Source organism: Paraburkholderia sp. SARCC-3016, assembly GCF_031119615.1.
Classification (GTDB): Bacteria; Pseudomonadota; Gammaproteobacteria; order Burkholderiales; family Burkholderiaceae; genus Paraburkholderia.
This window is the reverse complement of the sequence record NZ_JAVHZD010000032.1, coordinates 1-18,997: the sequence shown is the minus strand read 5'-3', so window position 1 is coordinate 18,997 and position 18,997 is coordinate 1. Positions and strand designations below refer to the sequence as shown.

Annotated in this window: 15 protein-coding genes and 1 pseudogene; 11 read left to right on the top strand and 5 right to left on the bottom strand. The window is 63.7% G+C overall.

Features of this window, described 5'->3' with window-relative positions; genetic code table 11:
• Positions 1–179 precede the first annotated feature (179 nt).
• From QYH69_RS27555 to QYH69_RS27540, 4 genes are all read left to right on the top strand, one after another.
• On the top strand, positions 180–1,040 hold the full coding sequence (locus QYH69_RS27555; protein WP_308834886.1) for an alpha/beta hydrolase: 861 nt from the start codon (positions 180–182) through the stop codon (positions 1,038–1,040).
• A 125-nt stretch (positions 1,041–1,165) separates the two neighbouring features.
• The gene (locus tag QYH69_RS27550; RefSeq protein WP_308834885.1) at positions 1,166–2,395 is read left to right on the top strand and encodes an efflux RND transporter periplasmic adaptor subunit; all 1,230 of its coding nucleotides are present in this window, start codon (positions 1,166–1,168) and stop codon (positions 2,393–2,395) included.
• A gap of 55 nt (positions 2,396–2,450) precedes the next feature.
• Entirely contained in the window at positions 2,451–5,636 is a 3,186-nt protein-coding gene (locus QYH69_RS27545; protein WP_308834884.1) for an efflux RND transporter permease subunit, read from the top strand.
• Positions 5,637–5,659: 23 nt separating this feature from the next.
• On the top strand, positions 5,660–7,189 hold the full coding sequence (locus QYH69_RS27540; protein WP_308834883.1) for an efflux transporter outer membrane subunit: 1,530 nt from the start codon (positions 5,660–5,662) through the stop codon (positions 7,187–7,189).
• A gap of 104 nt (positions 7,190–7,293) precedes the next feature.
• On the opposite strand, the gene QYH69_RS27535 is transcribed toward QYH69_RS27540, so the two are convergent.
• Positions 7,294–7,809: a hypothetical protein gene (locus tag QYH69_RS27535; protein WP_308834882.1), complete on the bottom strand. Its 516-nt coding sequence runs from the start codon at positions 7,807–7,809 to the stop codon at positions 7,294–7,296.
• A gap of 245 nt (positions 7,810–8,054) precedes the next feature.
• Between QYH69_RS27535 and QYH69_RS27530 the strand changes: the two genes are divergently transcribed.
• Both QYH69_RS27530 and QYH69_RS27525 read left to right on the top strand, forming a co-directional pair.
• Positions 8,055–9,269, top strand: a complete 1,215-nt coding sequence (locus QYH69_RS27530) for an acyl-CoA dehydrogenase family protein (RefSeq protein ID WP_308834881.1) — start codon at positions 8,055–8,057, stop codon at positions 9,267–9,269.
• Positions 9,270–9,339: 70 nt separating this feature from the next.
• The gene (locus QYH69_RS27525) at positions 9,340–10,668 is read left to right on the top strand and encodes an Nramp family divalent metal transporter (RefSeq protein WP_308834880.1); all 1,329 of its coding nucleotides are present in this window, start codon (positions 9,340–9,342) and stop codon (positions 10,666–10,668) included.
• A 54-nt stretch (positions 10,669–10,722) separates the two neighbouring features.
• On the opposite strand, the gene flhC is transcribed toward QYH69_RS27525, so the two are convergent.
• From flhC to QYH69_RS27510, 3 genes are all read right to left on the bottom strand, one after another.
• Entirely contained in the window at positions 10,723–11,403 is a 681-nt protein-coding gene (gene flhC, locus QYH69_RS27520) for a flagellar transcriptional regulator FlhC (RefSeq protein ID WP_308834879.1), read from the bottom strand.
• 13 nt (positions 11,404–11,416) lie between these two features.
• Positions 11,417–11,737: a flagellar transcriptional regulator FlhD gene (gene flhD, locus QYH69_RS27515; RefSeq protein WP_308834878.1), complete on the bottom strand. Its 321-nt coding sequence runs from the start codon at positions 11,735–11,737 to the stop codon at positions 11,417–11,419.
• Positions 11,738–12,354: 617 nt separating this feature from the next.
• Positions 12,355–13,260 carry a helix-turn-helix transcriptional regulator gene (locus tag QYH69_RS27510; RefSeq protein ID WP_308834877.1) on the bottom strand — a complete coding sequence of 302 codons (906 nt, stop codon included), beginning with the start codon at positions 13,258–13,260 and terminating at the stop codon, positions 12,355–12,357.
• Positions 13,261–13,538: 278 nt separating this feature from the next.
• Here QYH69_RS27510 and QYH69_RS27505 point away from each other — a divergent pair, with 278 nt between their 5' ends.
• From QYH69_RS27505 to QYH69_RS27495, 3 genes are all read left to right on the top strand, one after another.
• Positions 13,539–13,907, top strand: a complete 369-nt coding sequence (locus QYH69_RS27505) for a nuclear transport factor 2 family protein (RefSeq protein ID WP_308834876.1) — start codon at positions 13,539–13,541, stop codon at positions 13,905–13,907.
• 35 nt (positions 13,908–13,942) lie between these two features.
• Complete coding sequence (locus QYH69_RS27500) at positions 13,943–14,299, top strand: hypothetical protein (protein WP_308834875.1); 357 nt, start codon at positions 13,943–13,945, stop codon at positions 14,297–14,299.
• 245 nt (positions 14,300–14,544) lie between these two features.
• Positions 14,545–15,249 (top strand): response regulator, encoded by a 705-nt coding sequence (locus tag QYH69_RS27495; RefSeq protein WP_308834874.1) that lies wholly within the window; start codon positions 14,545–14,547, stop codon positions 15,247–15,249.
• Positions 15,250–15,291: 42 nt separating this feature from the next.
• On the opposite strand, the gene QYH69_RS27490 is transcribed toward QYH69_RS27495, so the two are convergent.
• The gene (locus QYH69_RS27490; RefSeq protein ID WP_308834873.1) at positions 15,292–16,188 is read right to left on the bottom strand and encodes a fructose bisphosphate aldolase; all 897 of its coding nucleotides are present in this window, start codon (positions 16,186–16,188) and stop codon (positions 15,292–15,294) included.
• A 440-nt stretch (positions 16,189–16,628) separates the two neighbouring features.
• Here QYH69_RS27490 and deoC point away from each other — a divergent pair, with 440 nt between their 5' ends.
• Both deoC and QYH69_RS27480 read left to right on the top strand, forming a co-directional pair.
• Positions 16,629–17,639: a deoxyribose-phosphate aldolase gene (gene deoC, locus QYH69_RS27485; RefSeq protein ID WP_308834872.1), complete on the top strand. Its 1,011-nt coding sequence runs from the start codon at positions 16,629–16,631 to the stop codon at positions 17,637–17,639.
• Positions 17,640–17,667: 28 nt separating this feature from the next.
• A pseudogene (locus QYH69_RS27480) lies at positions 17,668–18,921 on the top strand (aldehyde dehydrogenase family protein); the annotation flags it as partial.
• Positions 18,922–18,997: the final 76 nt, after the last annotated feature.

The following is an 18,997-nucleotide window of genomic DNA, read 5'->3' as shown; positions in this document are numbered from 1 at the left end:
GGAATGATGTCGCGCAGGTGCCGCGCAGTTGCCACGCTCGCCTGCCTCGCGTTGAACAACACAGACCTATTGTTCAGGCGCACCGAATTGTGTTGCCGGATTATAGGCATTTATTTGGAAGTTTGCAGAACGCACAATTCGCTCCGTTCGCTTAATTTCGCGCATTGTCGCCGTTCGATATGGATGCATTTAACTCGCGTCACTCGCTGATTCCTCCGGGTAGCGGCCCGGCAGGCGGTCACACGTCGCTCGATGTCAGCGACGTGCGCATCGAGGGGTACGCACAGGACATCACGCTGCGGCTTTACCGGCAAACGGGCAAGGCCAGCTTGCCGATCCTGCTGTATTTCCATGGCGGCGGCTTCGTGCGCGGATCGGTCGACGATGCGGATTTCGCGTCGCGTTATTTCGCCGAGAAACTGCCGGCGCTCGTCGTATCGGTTGGCTATTCGCTGGCGCCGCAGTTCCCGTTTCCGGCCGCACCGGAGGACGCGCATCGCGCGGCGCTGTGGGTCAAGACGCGTGCGCGCGCTTTTGGTGCAGACACGAAACGGATCGGCGTCGCGGGGTACGACGCAGGCGGTCAGCTCGCCAACTGTCTCGCGTTCATGACGCGCGATCGCGGCGATGTGCGTATCGAAGCGCAGGCGCTGTTCGGGCCGATGCTGGACCCGAGCCTCACGCGTCTCGGCGACGAAGCGCGTCTCGGCTCGGACATCACCGCAAGCGAATGCGCGGCGTGCTACCGCGCGTATCTGCCGAAAGCGGCGCAGCGCATGCATCCCTATGCGGCGCCGCTCGAAGCGATGCGGCTCGCGAATCTGCCCGACACGCTGATCGCGACCGCCGGCAACGACGTATTGCATCTCGAAGCGGAGAAGTACGCGGGCAATCTGATCGCCGCCGGCGTGCTGACGCAGGTGATTCGCTTTCCGAATCTGTCGCACGCGGCGCTCGCCGATCATCCGGCCGCGCTGCAGGAAGCAGTGAGCTTTTTTCGCTGTCGTTTTGCTGCTCGCAAAACGCGCGGCAGCGCGTGACCTGCGTGTGAGCCGCATCTGAAACAAGCCGGCGCACCGCCGTAGTGCGCCGGTCGCGCGCGTCTGTTTGCGCGCCCTCCGATAAACAAACAAACCAACTTCAAGCCATTTAAACGGAGTCCGTCATGTCATTGCTTCCTCTTTCCCGCACCCGGCTCGCCATTGCCGCCGTGGCCGTTGCCGTCATTGCCGGGATCGGCACGCTTGGTGCGATGCGTGTCGATGCGCGCTCCGAGTCGCCGGCGCAGGCCGCGCCGCTGACCGAGGTCGACGTCGCCGCAGTCGTGCAGAAGACGATAACCGACTGGCAATCGTATTCGGGGCGTCTCGAGGCGATCGACAAGGTCGAGATCCGTCCACAGGTGCCGGGGACGATCGTCGCCGTGAACTTCAAGGACGGCGCGCTCGTGAAGAAGGGCGACACGCTGTTCGTTATCGATCCGCGTCCGTATCAGGCCGAAGTCGATCGCGCGGCCGCGCAACTGGCCGCCGCGCAGGCGCAGCGCCAATATGCGCAGACGGATTGGGAACGCGCGCAGCGCCTGATCGGCGACAACGCGATCGCAAAGCGCGACTACGACGAGAAGCAGAATGCCGCGCGTTCGGCCGACGCTAACGTGAAGGGCGCGCAGGCCGCGCTCGAAGCCGCGCAGATCAACCTCGGCTATACGAAAGTCACGGCGCCCGTATCGGGTCGCGTGTCGCGCGCCGAAATCACGCTCGGCAACGTGGTGAGCGCGGGTGCGGGGGCGCCGGCGCTGACCACGCTCGTGTCCGTCTCGCCCATCTACGCTTCTTTCGATGCGGACGAGCAGACGTATCTGCAGTACATCAGCCGCGTGAAAAACAGCGGCAAGGTGCCGGTCGAACTCGGTCTCGCGAACGAAACAGGCTACTCGCGTTCGGGCGTCATCGATTCGGTCGATAACCGGCTCGATACGTCGTCGGGCACGATCCGCGTGCGCGCACGCTTCGATAACGCGGATGGCACGCTCGTCCCGGGCCTCTATGCACGCGTGAAGGTGAGCGGCAGCGCGCCGCACGCGGCATTGCTGATCGACGATGCTGCGATCGGCACCGACCAGGACAAGAAGTTCGTGCTCGTCGTCGACAAGAGCGACAAGGTTGCCTATCGCGAAGTGCAGATCGGCCACCTGCAAGGCAACTTGCGCGTGATTACCGGGGGTTTGCTGAACGGCGAGCGGATCGTCGTGAGCGGCACGCAGCGCGTGCGCCCCGGCGAGCAGATCAAGGCGCATATGGTGCCGATGAAAGGCGGCGACGGCGAGCCGAAGAACGATTCGTCGGTTGCAGAAGGCAAGCCCGCACGCACGAACGCACAGAAGAATTCGTGATGCTCGCGCCGCGCATCGCGTCGATGCGCGCGTGCCTCAACGTACAGAGCCTCATATGAACATATCCAAATTTTTTATCGACCGGCCCATTTTCGCGGGCGTGCTATCGGTCCTCATTCTGCTGGCCGGCGTGATCGCGCTGTTTCAGTTGCCGATCTCGGAGTACCCGGAAGTCGTGCCGCCGTCGGTGGTCGTGAAGGCGCAGTATCCGGGCGCGAACCCGAAGGTGATCGCCGAAGCGGTGGCTTCGCCGCTCGAGGAGCAGATCAACGGCGTCGAGAACATGCTTTACATGCAGTCGCAGGCGAATAGCGACGGCAATCTCACGCTCACCGTGACGTTCGCGCTCGGCACGAACCCCGATCTCGCGACGCAGCTCGTGCAGAACCGCGTGAACCAGGCGTTGCCGCGTCTGCCGGAGGACGTGCAACGCCTCGGCGTGACGACGATCAAGAGCTCGCCGACGCTGACGATGGTCGTGCACCTGATCTCGCCGAACGACCGCTATGACATGACGTATCTGCGCAACTACGCGTTGCTCAACGTGCGCGACCGGCTGCAACGGATTCGCGGCGTCGGCGAAGTGCAGCTGTGGGGCGCGGGCGACTATGCGATGCGCGTGTGGCTCGATCCGACCAAGGTGGCCGAGCGCAATCTGACGGCGACCGAAGTGGTCAACGCGATTCGCGAGCAGAACATCCAGGTCGCGGCCGGCGTGATCGGCGCGTCGCCCTCGATGCCGGGCACGCAATTGCAACTGCTCGTGAATGCGCGCGGACGCCTGAAAACCGAGGAGGAATTCGGCGATATCGTCGTGAAGACGGCGCCCGACGGCGCGGTCACGTACCTGCACGATATCGGGCGCATCGAACTCGCCGCATCCGAATATGGCCTGCGTTCGTTGCTCGACAACAAGCCGGCCGTGGCGCTCGCCATTAATCAGTCGCCGGGCGCGAACTCGCTGCAGATTTCCGATGAAGTGCGCAAGACGATGAAGGAACTCGCCGCCGATATGCCGGCTGGCGTGCGGTACAAGATCGTCTACGACCCGACGCAGTTCGTGCGCTCGAGTATCGAAGCAGTGATTCATACGCTGCTCGAAGCGATCGCGCTCGTCGTGATCGTCGTGATCGTGTTCCTGCAGACGTGGCGCGCGTCGATCATTCCGTTGATCGCCGTACCGGTGTCGATCGTCGGTACGTTCTCGCTGCTGCTCGCATTCGGCTTCTCGATCAATGCGCTGTCGCTGTTCGGAATGGTGCTCTCGATCGGTATCGTCGTCGACGATGCGATCGTGGTGGTGGAGAACGTCGAGCGGAACATCGAAAGGGGGCTGACTGCGCGCGAGGCGACGTATAAGGCAATGCAGGAAGTGAGCGGGCCGATTATCGCCATCGCGCTCACGCTCGTTGCCGTGTTCGTGCCGCTCGCATTCATGACGGGCCTGACCGGCCAGTTCTACAAGCAGTTCGCGATGACCATCGCGATCTCGACCGTGATTTCGGCGTTCAACTCGCTGACGCTGTCGCCGGCGCTGTCGGCCATGCTGCTGCGCGGCCACGGCGAGAAGGAAGACTGGCTTACGCGCGGCATGAATCGCGTGCTCGGCGGCTTCTTCCGGCGCTTCAACAAGGTGTTCCATCGCGGCTCGGAAGCATACGGCAAGGGCGTGACGGGCGTGCTGCGGCACAAGGGCCTCATGCTTGTCGTGTACGCGGTGCTGCTCGCGTTGACGGCCGTCGTCTATCGCGCGGTGCCGGGCGGTTTCGTGCCTGCGCAGGACAAGGAGTATCTGATTGCGTTCGCGCAGCTGCCGAACGGTGCGTCGCTCGACCGCACCGAAAACGTGATCCGCGATATGAGCGCGATCGCGCTGAAGCAGCCAGGCGTCGAAAGCGCCGTGGCATTCCCGGGTCTCTCGGTGAACGGCTTCACGAACAGCTCGAGTGCGGGCATCGTATTCGTCACGCTCAAGCCGTTCGACGAACGCAAGGGCAAGGCGCTGTCCGCCGGTGCGATCGCCGGCGCGCTGAACGCGCAATACAGCAGCATCAAAGGCTCGTTCGTCGCGGTGTTTCCGCCGCCGCCGGTGCTCGGTCTCGGCACGCTCGGCGGCTTCAAGATGCAGCTCGAAGATCACGGTTCGGTCGGCTACGCGGCACTGAACGATGCGGCCGAGGCCTTCGTCAAGAAAGCCCAGCAGACGCCGGAACTAGGCCCGACGTTCTCGAGCTACCAGATCAACGTGCCTCAGCTGAACGTCGATCTTGACCGCGTGAAGGCGAAGCAGCTAGGTGTGGCGGTGACGGACGTGTTCAACACCATGCAGATTTATCTGGGCTCGCTGTATGTGAACGACTTCAACCGTTTCGGCCGCGTTTATCAGGTACGTGTGCAGGCCGACGCGCCGTTCCGCGCGACGGCGGAAGACATCGGTCAGCTGAAGACTCGCAATGCGAACGGCGACATGGTGCCGCTGTCGTCGCTCGTGAAGGTGACGCCGACCTTCGGTCCGGAGATGGTGGTCCGCTACAACGGTTACACGGCAGCGGATATCAACGGCGGGCCGGCGCCCGGCTATTCGTCGGGTGAGGCGCAGGCGGCGGCCGAACGCGTTGCGGCCGAGGTGTTGCCGCGCGGCGTGAAGCTCGAATGGACCGACCTCACATATCAGCAGATTCTCGCGGGCAATGCGGGTCTCTGGGTGTTCCCGATCAGCGTGCTGCTCGTGTTCCTCGTGCTGGCTGCACTGTACGAGAGCCTGACGCTGCCGCTCGCGGTGATCCTGATCGTGCCGATGAGCATGTTGTCCGCATTGACGGGCGTGTGGCTCACCGACGGCGACAACAATATCTTCACGCAGATCGGCCTGATGGTGCTCGTGGGCCTCGCGTCGAAGAACGCGATCCTGATCGTCGAGTTCGCGCGCGAACTCGAACACGACGGACGCTCGCCGATCGCCGCGGCCATCGAAGCAAGCCGTCTGCGTCTGCGCCCGATTCTGATGACGTCGATCGCGTTCATCATGGGTGTCGTGCCGCTCGTTCTGTCGTCGGGCGCGGGTTCGGAGATGCGGCATGCGATGGGTATCGCCGTGTTCTTCGGGATGCTCGGCGTGACGCTGTTCGGCCTGATGCTGACGCCGGTGTTCTACGTCGTGCTGCGCCTGATGGCGGGCGGCAAGATTCACGTTGCACAGAAAGATGCGCCGCATATGGTTGCGCAAACAACCGATGCGTAAAGGTGCGCACTGAGGACGGAAACATGAAAAAAGACCAAACGATGCGCGGCTTCGGCCGCGCGGCAGCGAGCGCATTGCTGCTGGTGTTGCTGGCGGCGTGCTCGGTCGAGCCGACCTACAGGCGGCCCGACGCGGCGACGCCGGCCGCGTTCAAGGAAGCGCCGGCCACCGACGCGAAGGACATGGGTACGTGGAAAACCGCGGAACCGGCCGACGCCGCGCACCGCGGCGAATGGTGGACGATCTTCGGCGACCCGGTGCTCGACGACCTCGAGCAGCAGGCAGCCGCGGCAAACCAGGACCTGAAGGCCGCGGCCGCGCGCGTGCAGCAATCGCGTGCGCTCGTGCAGAACGCGCGTTCCGACTGGTTCCCGACCATCGATGCGGGCTTCGGCCCGACGCGTCAGCGTCTGTCGCCGGCGTCGCAGTTCCTGCCGCCGAATGCGAACGTGCCGACGCAGACGCTGTGGCGCGCCCAGGCGACCGCTTCGTACGAAGTGGACCTGTTCGGCCGCATCAGTTCGAACGTCCATGCAACGCAGGCCGACGCGCAGCAGAGCGAAGCGCTGTTCCGTTCCGTGCAACTCGCGTTGCAGGCCGACGTCGCGCAGAACTACTTCCAGTTGCGCGAGTTCGATACGCAGGTCGACCTGTTCCGGCAGACGGTGAAGTTGCGCGAGGATTCCCTGAAGCTCGTGCAGCAGCGCTTCGACGAAGGCGAGATCAGCGAACTCGACCTCGCGCGTGCGAAAAACGAGCTTGCTACCGCGCGTGCCGATGCGGTCGGCGTGGCGCGGCAGCGCGCGGCGTCCGAGCACAGCCTTGCGATTCTGCTCGGCAAGGCGCCGGCCGACTTCTCGTTCCCCGCGTCGCCGCTCGTGCCGGTCACCGCGCGCGTGCCGGCGGGCTTGCCGTCCGCGTTGCTCGAGCGCCGTCCGGACATCGCGGCGGCGGAGCGTGCGATGGCCGCGGCGAATGCACGCGTCGGCCTTGCGAAGTCCGCGTATTTCCCGAGGCTCGACATCACGGCGGCCGGAGGGTTCGAGGCGGGCACGCTGGCCGACCTGTTCCACTGGTCGAGCCGCGCGTTCATTCTCGGGCCGTTCGCCGGTACCGCGCTGACCCTGCCGCTCTTCGACGGCGGCCGGCGCCGCGCCGGTGTCGATCAGGCGCGGGCGAAATACGACGAAGACGTCGCGCAGTATCGTCAGCAGGTGCTGCAGGCGTTCCGCGAAGTCGAAGACAACCTGTCCGACCTGCGTCTGCTCGACGATCAGATCCAGCAGGAGAACGACGCGGTCAGTGCGTCGCAGCGTTCGGCGCATCTGTCGGCAACGCAGTATCGGGAAGGGCAGACCGCCTACCTCGACGTGATCGACGCGGAACGTCAGGTGCTGCAGACGCAGTTGCAGGCGAGCCAGCTCACCGGTGTGCAGGCGGTCGCGACGGTCAACCTGATTCGCGCGCTCGGCGGCGGATGGGGCGACATGAAAGCGCAGGACGGCACGACCGTCGGCTCGCGGAACGACGGGCAACAACTCGCGAAGCAGTAGCACGATCGGCGTTATCCGCTCGGCTGTACGGATAACGCCGATTGCCTTTTTCCTGCCACGGCCCGCTTCTCATGCGATGTGCGCGCGGGGCCGCGGTGTTCCGATCACCGGCCCGGTGCATACGGTTGCGACGAACTCCCGCTGCCGCCCGGCGCGTTTGCGAGATCCTCGAGAGTTCGACTGGCCTGACGGATCTGGGATCGGCGCCACTCCTGCAAGAACGATGGATCGAGGTGCGGGTTCTGCCGCGCGAAGTCAGGCGTCGAGGCTCGATCGATATCGGCCTGCCAGTTCGCTATTTGCTGCGTCAGCCACGAACGTCGTTCGCCTGCGTGTCCGTATTCGACCGATGCACGAGGCGCGGGACTGTCACCGCGTTTTTCGGCGCCCGCATGCCCGGTGCCCGGTGCGTCGACACGGCTGCCCAGGCGCTGCGCGAAGAGGTCTTCGTGAGAGAGCCGCGGCGATCCGGCGCCGACGTGCCACGGCGTCGAATTTTGCAGCACGCTCGGTGCGGATCCGGCCCGCGACAGGACCGACGACGTCGAATATGGGCCCGCTGTTTCATGGGGTATCGAAGGCTCGGACCACGCGCGGCCAAAGAACTGAAATCGGATCATGTCGCATTTCCTTTCGATTGGGACTGCGTTGGGCGATTCGGCTCCGGAACCACCTGGGGCGTTGGGCGCGTTCGAGGCCGGTCGATGGGCTGCATGCAATCCGATGCTACCGGTCGCTCATCGTTGCGAGGCGGTGTACGGATATGGCAGCGGCCGTCGGGCCACGGCGTATGCGCGGTCCGATGCGATCCCGTAGACTGTCGGCACCCGTGTCGCTCCCCGGCACGGTTGTCGACGGAGAACGCATGAACGACGCGCGCCAGCCGGCCGAACGCGAAGCGCAACCGCACGCTCACGCGCCGGCGCAAGACCTGACCTCCCTGCTTGCCGCATTGCATGAAACGGCTGCCGAACGCGACCGCGCCGGCGGCCATGCGGCGCGCGAAAAGCAATGGATCGCCGATGCCGGTCTGCTGACGCTTGCGGTGCCGCACGAATTCGGCGGCAAATTCGGCGGTGGCGGGGGCGCGAACTGGTTTGACGTCTACCAGACGATTCGCGCGATCGCGACCGTCGACAGCGCGCTTGCACATCTGCTCGGGTTTCAGTGTCTGCAGATCGTGAGCGTCGACGTCTGGGGCAACGACGAGCAGCGCGCGCGTTACCTCGGCGACACGGTCCGGGAGCGCTGGTGGTGGGGCAATGCAGTGAACCCGCTCGATACGCGACTCGTTGCGACTGCAACGGCCGGCGGCGGCTATCTCCTGCACGGCGCGAAGGGTTTCTGCTCCGGCACGCGCGGCTCGCAGATGATGACCGTCTCCGCCCACGACGCCGTGGCCGGCAAGTCGGTCTACGGTGTCGTGCCGACCACGCGCGAGGGCATCACGGTCCACGACGACTGGGACCCGATCGGCCAGCGGCAAACCGACAGCGGCACGGTCTCGTTCGACCATGTCCGGCTCGAGCCCCATGAAGTGATGCAACGTTCGGACGTGCCGCGCGCAACGCTGCGCACGCTGGTTTCGCAACTGGTGCTGACCAATCTGTTCGTCGGCATCGCGCAAGGGGCGCTCGACGAAGCGCGCCGCTATTTCGCGCAGTACACGCGTCCCTGGATCACCTCGGGTGTCGCGCGTGCCGCCGACGATCCGTATCAATTGCAACGCTTCGGCGAAATGCGCCTGAAGACGATCGGCGCCGAGGCGATGGCGGACCGCGCGGCCCGCGCGCTCGACGACGCCTGGAACAAGGGTCTTGCGCTCGATGCGCAGCAGCGTGCACATGTCGCGCTGGCCACCTCGGAAGCGAAGGTCTTCGCGCATCGCGCCGCACTCGACGTGAGCGAGGCGCTGTTCGACGCGTGCGGCGCACGCGCGACCGGCGCTCCGCTTGCGCTCGACCGTTTTTGGCGCAATGCGCGTGTGCACACGCTGCACGACCCGCTCGACTACCGCGTCCGCGATATCGGACGCTACGCGCTCGATGGGACATTGCCGGACGTTTCTTTGTACACTTGAGGGAGTCGGCGGCGCACGGCACACGGCCTCGTGGTGCAGCTCGGCTTCAATCAACTCGAGGGTCACCGGCTTGCAGTTCAAACTACCGACTACGGCGACAGCGCCGTTTTGCCCGGCGGAAGTACAGGGTTCCGTCGCGGTCAATCCAAACGCACCGTTCTGGAAGCGCATTCTGCAGTTCGCGGGTCCCGGTCTGCTCGTGTCGATCGGCTATATGGACCCCGGCAACTGGGCGACAGATATCGAGGCCGGTTCGCGCTACGGGTATAACCTGCTCTTCGTCGTCGTACTGTCGAGCCTCGCGGCGATGGTGCTGCAGTGCCTGAGCATGCGCCTGGGCATCGCGACAGGCAAGGACCTCGCCCAACTGTCGCGCGCCCGTTATTCGCCGGGCGTCGTGCGCATCCAGTGGCTGCTCGCCGAAATCTCGATCATCGCGTGCGACCTCGCCGAAGTGCTAGGCGGCGCGCTTGCATTTCATCTGCTGTTCAAGATTTCATTGACGGGCGGCGTGCTGCTCACCGCGCTCGATACGCTGATCGTGCTCGGTTTGCAGGGCAAGAATTTCCGCGATCTCGAGGCGATCATGCTGGGCCTGATCGCGACGATAGGCGTCGGCTATGTGATCGAACTCGCGCTCGTAAAGCCGGACTGGTCGGCCGTCGCGCATGGCATCGTGCCGTCGTGGCAGGCGCTCGACAGCCGCGAACCGCTCTACCTCGCAATCGGCATCCTCGGCGCGACGGTCATGCCGCACAACCTGTATCTGCATTCGTCGGTCGTGCAGACGCGTGCGGTGAAGCGCAATTCGAAGGGCATCGGCTCGGCGATCGCCATGTCGCGCGTCGATACGATCGTCGCGCTGCTGCTCGCGCTGCTGATCAACGCAGCGATCCTGATTCTCGCCGCCGCGGCGTTTCATTCGACCGGGCACAATCAGGTAACCGAAATCGAAGACGCCTACAAGCTGCTCGCGCCGATCGTCGGCACGAGTCTCGCGGCCGTTCTGTTCGCGGTGACGCTATTCGCGTCCGGCCAAAGCTCGACCTTCACGGGTACGGTTGCGGGCCAGGTCATCATGGAAGGCTTTCTCGACCTCAATATCCCGTGCTGGCAGCGCCGGCTGATCACGCGCGCGCTCGCGCTGATTCCCGCGCTGATCGGCATCCAGCTGCTGGGTAACGGCGCGGTCGGCCAACTGCTCGTCGCAAGCCAGGTCGTGCTGAGCCTGCAATTGCCGTTTGCGCTGTATCCGCTGATCCGCATGACGGACGACCGCGCGCTGATGGGCGAGTTCGCGAACCGGCTGCCGACGCGCATGCTTGCGTGGGCGCTCTTCGCGGTGATCAGTGCCGCGAATGCGTGGCTCGTCGTGCAGACGGTCGGATGGCTGGCCTGAAAACCGGCGCGCCGACATGGCGCACCGGTCACGGCAGGAAAGCGGGCGGGCGGATCAGGCTGCGGCGAGTGCCGTAGCGGATTCGAATTCTTCGATCCCGGCTGCCGCGGCTTCGCAGACTTCGGCAACCTGCCCGACTTCGAAGACGGGTTCGGCGACCTGAGGCACCACGCGCGGCAGCGATCCAACCTGCGCTTGCGTCTCGAGTTTTGCGGCAGCGGCTTTTTTCGTCTTGCCCGCGCGCGACGGCGGCTGGCATGCGCCGCACACCACGTTGTTCTGCAGGTCGTGCTTGTGCGCGACAAACTTGCCCGTGCAGCGGCAGCAGCGCGTGAGCTGCAGGATGTCCGCGTCGAAGAAGCGCACGAGCGTCCAGGCACGCGTCAGATCGAGTACAGGTTCCGAATTCGCGTGCTTGCAATGCTCGAGATAGAGGCGGTAACCCTTCGTCAGCGCGTCGAGGTGCGAGCAGCGCGCCTCGTTCTTCAGAAACAGGTACGTGTTATAGAACAGCGACGCATGGATGTTCGCGAGCCAGGTCATGTACCAGTCGGCTGAGAACGGCAACATGCCTTTCGGCGGCGATGCACCTTTCACTTCGCGGTACAGACGGATCATGCGGTCGCGGGAAAGCGTCAGTTCGCTTTCCAGCACCTGCATGCGCGCGCCGAGTTCGATCAGCGCGATGGCGCGAAACACTTCTTGTGCGTCTTCGGTCAAGCTTCGCTTGAGCATGGCGGCCTCTCGTTCAGGCAAACTGCTCTGCGGGCTGGCCGGCAAGCAGAATCGCCGCATGCGTCGATGCGACTTCCGCGTGCTTCGACGTTTGCGTCAATGCCGACAGCATCGTGTGATCGTTGAAGCGGAAAAAGCATAAAAGCTGGTCGGAAGAGGCCAGCTTGACGATCTGCGCGAGCGACAGACCGGCCAGCAAATCGGCCAATTCCGACGACAGACCCAGCCGGAACATCCCGACGGGCTTGTCCTCGCGCAACATACGTTGCGCGAGCATGATGTACGACAGGTTAATTTCGCGGATAGATTCCAGCGTCTCGCTGCTACGGTCCATTTTTTCGTTCCCGAAGCCCCGATTGTTCGTCGGCATTGCCATGCCGTTATGGTCTTTGAGTCGCCGGAAACGTTTGCTCCGGTGCTCGAGGTCGCTCTGAAACAACTGGCGACTCTTTGATACAGGTCGTTACATTTAGTAACAGCACGGACCGAATTGTATGAACACGTTTTGCAGAAAGCAATCCTTTTCTCAAAAAAATGTCGCGAAAACTCGACGCAATTCCGGTAAGTTTTTCACAAAGGCGTAATACTCATGGACGGATCAGCAACCATCCTGGACGAACACGCCAGAAGCCTTACCAGGTAAGCGTCTGGGAAAAAGTGCCGAAACCGCCCGGAGGGTGTCCGGGGCCGCTGGAGTGGTGAATTCTTTTGAGAAAGGGAAAAGCAAGGGATTGGTCTTCGCGGTAAAAACTGCTGGCATTCCCGCGCCGGATGCGAAGCGTGAATTTGTAACGTCTATGCGAATTGGATGTAACAGCAGATGCCGGCGCTCGCGTCATTTGTAACTTGAACCGCGCTCTAAAGCGGCGGTGCCTGGCGAAAGGCGGATTTCTCTCAGCGGTATTGAAAATTCCGCCTTGTGTGGGGGGCCGTGCGGCCCCCCGCAGGCTTTCAAGCGGCCTCGTCGTCCGTGCCGGCTGACTGCGCGGCGGCTAGTGCGCGCAACGTGTCGGCCGTCTGCTGGTCGGCCGGGAAGAACGCTTCGATGGCGAGTTCCGACAAGGTGACGTCGACTGGCGTGCCGAACACGGTCGTCGTGCTGAAAAGCGACAGCACGCCGTGCGGGGTGTCGAGCCGCAACGGCACCGCGATCGGGTCGAGCGGCGTTGCCTCTTCGGGCCTTGCATCCCGTGTGCCGTACGGGGTCGCATAGCCGGCCAGTTCGTCGTGCAAGGCGGCGAGCGTTGCGTCGCCGCTCACTTCGACCTGGCGCTGCAACCGTGCGAGCAGGTGCGCGCGCCACGCGTGCCAGTTGACGATCGAAGACGCGATGCCGTCCGGATGGAGCGAGAGGCGCAACGCGTTGACCGGAGGAGCGAGCAGCGCGGGCGAAGCGGCCGCGACGAGCGGCCCCAGCGCGCGGTTTGCGGCGACGATGGTCCAGTGCCGGTCGACAGCGACGGCCGGATAGGGCTCGTGTCCCTTCAATACCCGCTCGACCGCTTCGCGTGCGGCGCCCAGTTGCGGATCGGATAGCGGCCGCTCGCGAAAGAGCGGCGCATAGCCTGCCGCGACGAGCAGCGCATTGCGCGCGCGCAGCGGCACGTCGAGCCGTTCGGCGAGATGCATGATCATTTCCCGGCTCGGCGTGGCCCGCCCCGATTCGACAAAGCTCAAATGACGCGTCGAGACGTCCGCCTCCGACGCCAGCAGCAGCTGGCTCATGCGGCGCCGCTGGCGCCATTCGCGCAACAGGTCGCCGACTGTCCTGCCTGGCGGCGGTGTCGCGCGCTCGCTCGGGGAAACGATGTGCGTGTCCATGGCGGCGATGATAGCCAATGCACGCACGAAATCCATTACCTCCGAGGTAACGGAATGCGAAGCCGTCGCCGCAGCGTGCTTTCCGCGGAATACATCCGGGCCCGCGCGTGTTTTGTCTTTCGTAGGCCGTTTTGATCTGCTGCTGTCTTACGCAGTGCGTGGGGTTCGGAAAGATGCCTTGCGAACCCTTTACCTCGCACGTAATCGACTTGCGGCTGCGCATCGCAGAACCTTCAGTCAGAGCTTGCCGCGAACGTTCGACTTCGCAAGCCGGGCTCTGGATCAACCGATCAACCTCTCTGAAGGAGTTTGCAATGAGTGCGCATACCGCTTTGATCGACCGCTATTTCGACACCTGGAATGAAACCGATGCGTCGCGCCGCATGGAGCTGATCGTCGCGACGTGGGCAAACGACGCGACGTATGCCGACCCGCTGCTGTCCGCTCAAAGCCACGAGGGCATCGACGCGATGATGCGCGCCGTGCATGAGCGCTTCCCGCAACATAGGTTTCGCCGTACGACCGCGGTCGACAGTTTCGCGGACCGCCTCAGATTCTCGTGGGAATTGTCGACGCCTGAAGGTGTTCCGATTATCAAAGGCTCCGATTTCGGTCAGGTCGATGCGAACGGAAGACTGCAGGCTGTGACCGGCTTTCTCGACGAAGCGCCGTCCGCGGTCTGATTGCCACCCCTCGTTAGCGACAAGGAGAACGTTAAATGCATGGGCCCGCTGCCGCGCCATCCGCCGCAAAATTCGCGCGTGCGCTTGGCGTTGTCGATGCGTTGTCTGCCGCTATCGCGGGCTTTGCACTATTTGCAGGCGCGCGTGCGTTCGCGTTTCTCGCGATTGTCGCGCTTCGCGAACCGGTACTCGGCGGCGCAGGGCTCGTGCTGCTTGCGATGGTCGGATGGGTCAGGTGGTTTTGCCGGCACGTCGTCGTCGGACGACCGGCCGCCGGGCGTCCGGCCGCGCCACGCGACACGCACGACGAGCAGCAATCTGCCGACGCGTCCGCTCCCGCGGTCATGACGCAGGACTACGCGACTGCGTCGGATTCCTCATCGCTTGCATAGACCCGAAGCAGCGCAGCCGGGTCCGCTCCGTGCGCGATTCTTCAGACATCCAGAGCAGCGATTAACGCATCCCATTCCATACAGTAATGACTGATATTCGGATGCGACATTCATTTAAAAAACGTGACAAGATCCGCTAAAGCACTTGATTAACCGTTCTATCGCGTTTTCAAGCGCGTGGTTAGTGCATTAATGCGGGCGCATTGATTATTGAATTGCGCTCATTCGGGTGATGAAGCGCAAGCATGATCAAAAGTGAGCTCGCAACGCCTGCCGCGACGATTGCGGAAGGCGCAATGGTCTACGTAATCGACGACGACGATTCGGTGCGCGAAGCGGTACGCGCATTGTTGACGTCGGTTGGCATGCGCGTCGAAGTCTTTTCGACCGCGCAGGAATTCTTCGCTTACGAGAGGCCGGATGTGCCCACCTGTCTGATACTCGACGTGCGATTGCGCGGGCAAAGCGGACTCGTCGTGCAGGAACAGATCGCCGCACAACATATGAGGATTCCGATTGTCTTCATGACTGCGCACGGCGATATCGAGATGTCGGTCAAGGCGATGAAGGCCGGGGCCGCCGATTTCCTGGCCAAACCGTTTCGCGACCAGGATCTGCTCGATGCAGTGACGCTCGCTCTTGCCGGCGACGAGGAACGCCGCGAAGCGGACCGATCCATTGCGGAATTGCGGCGCCGCTATGCGTTGCTGACGCCACGCGAACGGCAGGTGATGGCGCGCGTCGTCAACGGCTTGCGCAATCGGCAGATCGCCGCGGAAATGAACCTCAGCGAAAACACGACGAAATTCCATCGCAATCAGGCGATGAAAAAGATGGAGGCGAAGTCGCTGGTGGATTTCGTGCTGATGGGCGGCGTGCTTGGTTTGCGGGAAGCGCCGTACCAGAAGGGCGGGGCTGGTGTCGGGGCTGACCTCGGGGCCGGCATATGAGCCGGCCCCGCCTCGTTGCGCACCGCGACCGGTGCGCGCGGCTCAGTTCTTGACGACCGACGCCTGGTAAATCTGATCGATGGCCTTCGAGAGCGTCTTATTGAACTCGCTGTCGCTCATCGATTTCTTCAGGTCGTTGATGAGCGCACGCGAGAAGCTCGCGATCACGCCATGGTTCGACGCGAGGCGCTCGCACGCATCGTCGAGCGTATAACCGCCCGATAGTGCGACGACGCGCACGACGCGCGGATGATCGACGAGCGGCCGATAGAAGTCGGGCACTTCCGGCAGCGTGAGCTTCAGCATGACCTGGCTCGTTTCCGGCAGCGCATTGAGGCCCTTGTGCAGTTCGGCGAGCAGTACCTTTTCCGCGCCCGCCTTGTCGGGCGTCTTGATCGATACTTCCGGTTCGAGAATCGGCACGAGCCCGTGCTTGCTGATCTGCGCGCCGAATTCGAATTGCTGCCTGACGATCGCGGCAATGCCCGCAGCGGAATTCTGGTTGACCAGCGAACGCATTTTGGTGCCGAAGATGCCGAGTTTCACCGCGCGCTCGAGCAGCGCGTCGAGGCCGGGAATCGGTTTCATCAGACGCACGCCGTCGGCTTCGTCGAGCAGGCCCTTGTCGACCTTGAGGAACGGCACGACGCCGCGGTCTTCCCACAGGAACGACGGCGCGGGTTTGCCTTGCACCTGACCGTCCATCGTCATTTCGAACAGGATCGCGCCGATCACCTTGTCGCCGCTAAACGACGGGTCGGTAATGATGCGCGCGCGCATCTCGTGCATGAGCTTGAACATCTCGGCGTCGCCGCTGTAAGCGTCGTCCGGAATCCCGTATTGCCGCAATGCGCCGGGCGTCGAGCCGCCGCTCTGATCGAGAGCGGCGATGAATCCCGGCTTGTCTGTCATCTGCGCAAGCATTTTGTCGTTTGCCATGAGCATTTCTCCGTGAGCTAAAACAAAAATCGCTGCAAAGCGCACCCGGTACGGGTCCGTTGAATCCGTCGATATCAAAGTGTACTGGCAATAGCGCGCGATCTCGTGAAATCGACGCGACGCCGCGCTTGGCGGGCCGTACGCCGCCGCGCTCACGCGAGCCACACTTCGGTTGAGCCTTGGCATTTAGCAACGTATGTGCCGCACATTCCGTCCGCTTCGCCACGCTATAGCCGGATTAGGTGAAAACCCCGAGAAGCGTGTGCATCGGCGCGGAAGCCTTGTGCGACGGGACGCCAGCGCATGCGCGTCCCGTCGTCGACAAACAGTGGCGTGAAATCAACGTAACGCCACTTGTTAAGATTCTCTCATTGACATACGATTCATTGCGAACAAACCATCAGCCGTTGCTGTGCATTGCACAAAACCGCGAACGTCTCATGCCAGAAGCTTCTACCTTGTCCTCCTCCGTGGTCGCGCTGTCGCGTGGCGCCATCGTTCATCCCGCGCGCAATCCGGGCGCGCCGTTCGACCCTTCGTGGTTCGACGACATGCGGGTCAATCAGTCGGCCGTCGAGCGTCGCACCGCCACGCTCGGCACGCGCCGCACCGTCAAGAAAGATGCGCAGGCCGCCTGGCTTCTGAAAGCGATCACGTGTATCGATCTGACGACGCTGAACGGCGACGATACCGAAGGCCGCGTGCGGCGCCTGTGCGCGAAAGCGCGCCAGCCGGTGCGCGCCGATATCCTCGCCGAACTCGGCATCGCGCCGCATGGCATCACGACCGGTGCCGTGTGCGTGTACCACCGTTTCGTCGCGACGGCGGTCGATGCGCTGCGCGGCAGCGGTATTCCGGTCGCGGCCGTGTCGACCGGTTTCCCCGCCGGTCTCAATCCGCACGAGCTGAAACTGAAGGAGATCGAAGCGTCGGTTGCCGATGGCGCCGGGGAAATCGACATCGTCGTCACGCGCGAGCACGTGCTGACCGGCAACTGGCGCGCACTATATGAAGAGGTGCGGGACTTTCGCGCCGCGTGCGGCCATGCGCATCTGAAGGCGATTCTCGCGACCGGCGATATCCGCACGCTGTCGAACGTCGCCCGCGCATCGATGGTGTGCATGATGGCCGGCGCCGATTTCATCAAGACGTCGACGGGCAAGGAAGGCGTCAACGCAACGCTCGACGTGTCGCTCGTGATGGTGCGCATGATTCGCGAATATCACGCGCGCACGGGCGTGCTGATCGGCTTCAAGCCGGCCGGCGGCGTATCCGATGCGAAAACCGCGTTGCTTTACCAGATCCTGATGAAGGAAGAGCTGGGCCGCGCGTGGCTCGAACCCGAGCTGTTCCGTATCGGCGCGTCGAGTCTGCTGGCCGATATCGAGCGTCAGCTCGAGCACCACGCGAGCGGCCGTTACTCGTCCTTCAATCGCCATCCCGTTGCATAACATTGCATCCGCAAGCACTCCGATTCTCATGAGCGTAGCCGAGTATTTTTCATCGATGGATTACGGTCCCGCACCGGAGGACGACAAGCCCGCGCGCGCGTGGCTCGCGCAGCATCACGGCGTCTTCGGTCATTTCATCGGCGGCGCGTGGCGCGCGCCGTCTTCAGGCGAGCGTTTCGCGACGCACGAGCCGGCAACGGGCGACGAACTCGCGCAGATCGCGCAGGGCGACGCAGCCGATGTCGATGCGGCGGTCGCCGCCGCGCGTGCCGCGCAGCCCGCATGGCGTGCGCTCGGCGGCGCGGGGCGCGCGCGGCATCTGTATGCGCTCGCGCGCATGGTGCAGCGGCATAGCCGTCTGTTCGCGGTGCTCGAGGCGCTCGACAACGGCAAGCCGATTCGCGAAACGCGCGACCTCGATATCCCGCTTGTCGCCCGGCACTTTCTGCATCACGCGGGCTGGGCGCAACTGCAGGACAGCGAATTCGCCGACTATTCGCCGCTTGGCGTGATCGGTCAGATCGTGCCGTGGAATTTCCCGCTGCTGATGCTTGCGTGGAAGATTGCACCCGCGCTCGCAACCGGCAATTGCGTCGTGCTGAAGCCGGCCGAATACACGCCGCTCACCGCCTTGCTGTTCGCCGAACTCGCGCAGCGCGCCGGCTTGCCGGCCGGCGTGCTCAACGTCGTGACGGGCGATGGCCGCACCGGTGCGGCGCTCGTCGATCATCCGGACCTCGACAAGATCGCGTTCACCGGTTCGACCGAGGTCGGCCGCCTGATTCGCGAGGCTACCGCGGGATCCGGCAAATCGCTGACGCTCGAACTCGGCGGCAAGTCGCCGTTCATCGTGTTCGACGATGCCGATCTCGACGGCGCCGTCGAAGGCGTGGTCGACGCGATCTGGTTCAATCAGGGCCAGGTGTGTTGTGCAGGCTCGCGTCTGCTCGTGCAGGAAGGCGTCGAAGCGCGCTTCATCGAAAAGCTGAAGCGCCGCATGGCGACGCTGCGTGTCGGGCCGTCGCTCGACAAGGGCATCGATATCGGCGCGATCGTCGATCCGGTGCAACTCGAGCGGATCGAGTCGCTCGTCGAAGCAGGGCGCCGCGAAGGCTGCCAGATCTGGCAATCACCCGAAACCGGCGTGCCGAGCCGCGGCTGTTTCTATCCGCCGACGCTCGTGACCGGCGTCGCCCCCGCGTCGACGCTTGCGCAGGAAGAAATCTTCGGGCCCGTGCTGGTGACGATGAGCTTTCGCACGCCCGACGAAGCGGTTGCACTGGAAGTCGGATCGTAGCCATGTCGTTCTGTGAGCCAAGGAGTTGGTAGAATGTTTTGTCTTCCTAAGACCGCTTGTC

Bases quoted from the DNA above. Each gene is read 5' to 3' on its own strand.
- QYH69_RS27555 (WP_308834886.1), top strand. From the start codon at position 180: ATGGATGCATTTAACTCGCGTCACTCGCTGATTCCTCCGGGTAGCGGC.
- QYH69_RS27550 (WP_308834885.1), top strand. From the start codon at position 1,166: ATGTCATTGCTTCCTCTTTCCCGCACCCGGCTCGCCATTGCCGCCGTG.
- QYH69_RS27545 (WP_308834884.1), top strand. From the start codon at position 2,451: ATGAACATATCCAAATTTTTTATCGACCGGCCCATTTTCGCGGGCGTG.
- QYH69_RS27540 (WP_308834883.1), top strand. From the start codon at position 5,660: ATGAAAAAAGACCAAACGATGCGCGGCTTCGGCCGCGCGGCAGCGAGC.
- QYH69_RS27535 (WP_308834882.1), bottom strand. From the start codon at position 7,809: ATGATCCGATTTCAGTTCTTTGGCCGCGCGTGGTCCGAGCCTTCGATA.
- QYH69_RS27530 (WP_308834881.1), top strand. From the start codon at position 8,055: ATGAACGACGCGCGCCAGCCGGCCGAACGCGAAGCGCAACCGCACGCT.
- flhC (WP_308834879.1), bottom strand. From the start codon at position 11,403: ATGCTCAAGCGAAGCTTGACCGAAGACGCACAAGAAGTGTTTCGCGCC.
- flhD (WP_308834878.1), bottom strand. From the start codon at position 11,737: ATGGACCGTAGCAGCGAGACGCTGGAATCTATCCGCGAAATTAACCTG.
- QYH69_RS27510 (WP_308834877.1), bottom strand. From the start codon at position 13,260: ATGGATTTCGTGCGTGCATTGGCTATCATCGCCGCCATGGACACGCAC.
- QYH69_RS27505 (WP_308834876.1), top strand. From the start codon at position 13,539: ATGAGTGCGCATACCGCTTTGATCGACCGCTATTTCGACACCTGGAAT.
- QYH69_RS27500 (WP_308834875.1), top strand. From the start codon at position 13,943: ATGCATGGGCCCGCTGCCGCGCCATCCGCCGCAAAATTCGCGCGTGCG.
- QYH69_RS27495 (WP_308834874.1), top strand. From the start codon at position 14,545: ATGATCAAAAGTGAGCTCGCAACGCCTGCCGCGACGATTGCGGAAGGC.
- QYH69_RS27490 (WP_308834873.1), bottom strand. From the start codon at position 16,188: ATGGCAAACGACAAAATGCTTGCGCAGATGACAGACAAGCCGGGATTC.
- deoC (WP_308834872.1), top strand. From the start codon at position 16,629: ATGCCAGAAGCTTCTACCTTGTCCTCCTCCGTGGTCGCGCTGTCGCGT.